Here is a 2,650-nt window from a genome sequence, read left to right as displayed (position 1 = left end):
TGTTCTTTTTGCCGTGGAATCGGCGTTCACTTTGCCGTGGAATTCGTGTTCTTTTTGCCGTGGAATCCCTGTTCACTTTGGCGTGGAATATTCATTCATTTCTGTTCTCCAGTGAGAAACCCCTCTGCGGCGACAGCAATGTCATGCAGAAGCTCGGGAGTTGCCTCCAGATACCAATAGGTGGCGTTGATGTTGACGTGACCCATGTAGGTCGCAAGGGCCAACATGTGCCGCCCAACGCGGTCCCGCCCTTCCGGGCTCACCTCCAGTGCCCTGACGGCGAACGTGTGCCTGAGCTCATGTAGGCGGGGACGGTGGCCGTTGTGGGTGGTGCCGATGCCGGCGATCTTCAGCAGCTTCTGGAACATCCAGTAAGCGACCGTATATCTGAGCGGGCGCCCATCGTCATCAACGAACACATGGTCGTCACCCGGACGGGCCCGCCACCGCAGGGTCAAGTACCTCTGCAAACCCTCCGCCGCCGTCTCGTGCAGTGGAACCAGACGGCTCTTCTGGAATTTGCTCTTTCGAATGAGTAATCCTTCGGGGGTAATGTCGGCTTGCTGCAGGTTCAGGGCCTCAGAGATCCGCATGCCGGTAGCTGACAGTAGGGCGATTAATGTCGCATACGTCTGTGGTTGCAAAGTATCGCGAGGACCCGATTGCAAGGCTGCGTTGACCAGGCGCTCGATGTCCGCGCGCGAGTAGATGAACGGGACACGGCGTGTCTTTCGGTAGCCAAAGTACCGGGCGGGCGGTAGCTCATGGTTATGATCTTCGGTACGCAGATACCGGGCGAACCGACACACGGTCTTTAGCCTCGCGTCACGCTGGGCCACCGATGCAGCCTCGGCGGCCCAGTCGATTGCGGTTTGCGCGCGAACGTACGTTTCACCGCGCTTGACGGCAAAGCACGCGAAGCTGCGCAACAGATAGTCTGCGTTCAGTAATTTGAAGCCGGCGGCACGCCGCGCGGCAAGATAGGATTCCACGGCCGGCATCATTTCGTCACCTCCGGCCATGGCTGCGCGATTTGCCTGAGCAGCGCAATGTCGACCTTGGCGTAATAGGCCGTGGTATCGATGCCGCGATGCCTCAGGACCTGGCCAATCTGGTCGAGGGGAAGCCCATGACGCAACATCTCGGTCGCCGCTGTGTGGCGCAGCAGATGTGCGCCTTTGGCGGGCGAACTCACCCCCCGTTTTAGTGCACGCTTCACTACCGACGATATGCAATCGCCTGAGATAAGCGGCTTGAAGGGGGCGATGTTTCGAACAAAGACGTGGTCGCTGCAGGCAACTCGAGGTCGCGACTCGATGTAATGCAGAAGTGCCTCACCAGCATCCTGCGGCAGCGGCAGACGAACTTCATAGCGCCCCTTTCCCGAGACGCGCAGCGTCCCGGTTTCCCACTCGATATCGCTCATGCGAAGGTTCGCAAGGTCACCAGCGCGAACCCCGAGTCGCACCAGCAACAGGACAATCGCGCGATCGCGAAGGCGCCCGTGTAAATTGCCGTCGCATGCGGCAATCAGACGGTCAATTTCGTCAGCGCTCAGACACCGTGGCAGTGTCGCCAGGCGCCAGTGCGCCAACGCCGGAACCGCTTGATCGAGTCCGGCTCGACATAAACCCTGAACACCGAGATAACGCAGGAAGGCTCGCGCGCTGGTGACCAGCTTTTCTGCGGTACCGATGCCACAGTTGCAGGCACTGTTCAACAGGAACGTGCGCACGTGCTTTGCGTCCCACCGGGTCGCGTCACTACCAAGCACCTCCACCATCACTGCGGCATCACGACAGTAGAGCCGAATGGTCGACGCTTTCGCGCCTCGGTGCGTGTGCAACCATCGCCGGAAACCGCTCACGATCGCCGGCTCTCGAATCTCGGCAACCGAGGGCTTGTTGTCCTGGCAGACGCCGATCTCGATCAGGTATTCGCGAAAGCGCTTGGCACCGAAATAGAGATGGTGGTTGGCTTTGCTGCGCCACCGTCAGCCAGATTCGCTTGCCCGCCGCTCGAGTATTGCGAGCGGACCGCTAACCATCGTCCTTGGTCTGGTTTGCCGCTGACCTGATGCGTGCCCGCGATCTGGGCTTGCCGATGCGGGGGATTCTGCCTTCTTCATAGCTGATCGATATGCAGCAAACGTGCCGGTCGAGTTGCCCGACGTGATTTCGACTAATTTCCAAAAAAGCAGTGTCGACTGCATCCCGTGTCGTACACGACCCCAGCTTGCAACGAGGGAACTTGCGTGTGCGGATTTTTCCCGTCAATCGGACAGGTCGGATTGTGGCTTTCACGTTGTGAGGGCGCGACGTATTTGTCAAAGTTTGTGAATTCGTGAGGCCGGTTCTGTCATTTGTGCGGTGCCCATGATAGTTTCGCACCTCAAATTAAATCCTGACACTCCGGACCTATCCGGCGCCCTGTCGTCCCCACCAAGAACGCACCAACAATCATGCGCACGGGAAACAGAATGTGGGTCGAGCTACGCCAGCGTAACGCTGTACGGCTCGCTGCGTCGGATCAACGCCGTTTTTTTGCCTCCTCGCTGACTGAGGAGGAGCCACGCCCGTTGTGGATGCGCGCGGTCGCGGTCGTGATGGCTGGGGTCATGTACTTTGCCCCGGCGGTGTTTCTCGCCGAC

2 protein-coding genes are annotated in these 2,650 nt (G+C 59.3%); both read right to left on the bottom strand.

The features are described from left to right. Positions 1–95 precede the first annotated feature (95 nt). A complete protein-coding gene (locus tag P3T23_RS47440) occupies positions 96–1,004 on the bottom strand; it encodes a tyrosine-type recombinase/integrase (protein WP_429322913.1) in 909 nt (302 codons plus the stop codon). After that, complete coding sequence (locus tag P3T23_RS47435; protein ID WP_429322912.1) at positions 1,001–1,735, bottom strand: site-specific integrase; 735 nt, start codon at positions 1,733–1,735, stop codon at positions 1,001–1,003. The genes P3T23_RS47440 and P3T23_RS47435 overlap by 4 nt, the downstream gene beginning before the upstream one ends. Positions 1,736–2,650 lie beyond the last annotated feature (915 nt).

The organism is Paraburkholderia sp. GAS448, assembly GCF_050435685.1.
In the GTDB taxonomy this organism is placed as follows: domain Bacteria; phylum Pseudomonadota; class Gammaproteobacteria; order Burkholderiales; family Burkholderiaceae; genus Paraburkholderia.
Note: the sequence above shows the minus strand (reverse complement) of the source record. Positions and strands in the feature narration are given on the sequence as shown.

Excerpts from the sequence above, each read along its gene's own strand:
- P3T23_RS47440 (WP_429322913.1), bottom strand. The coding sequence starts at position 1,004 with ATGATGCCGGCCGTGGAATCCTATCTTGCCGCGCGGCGTGCCGCCGGC.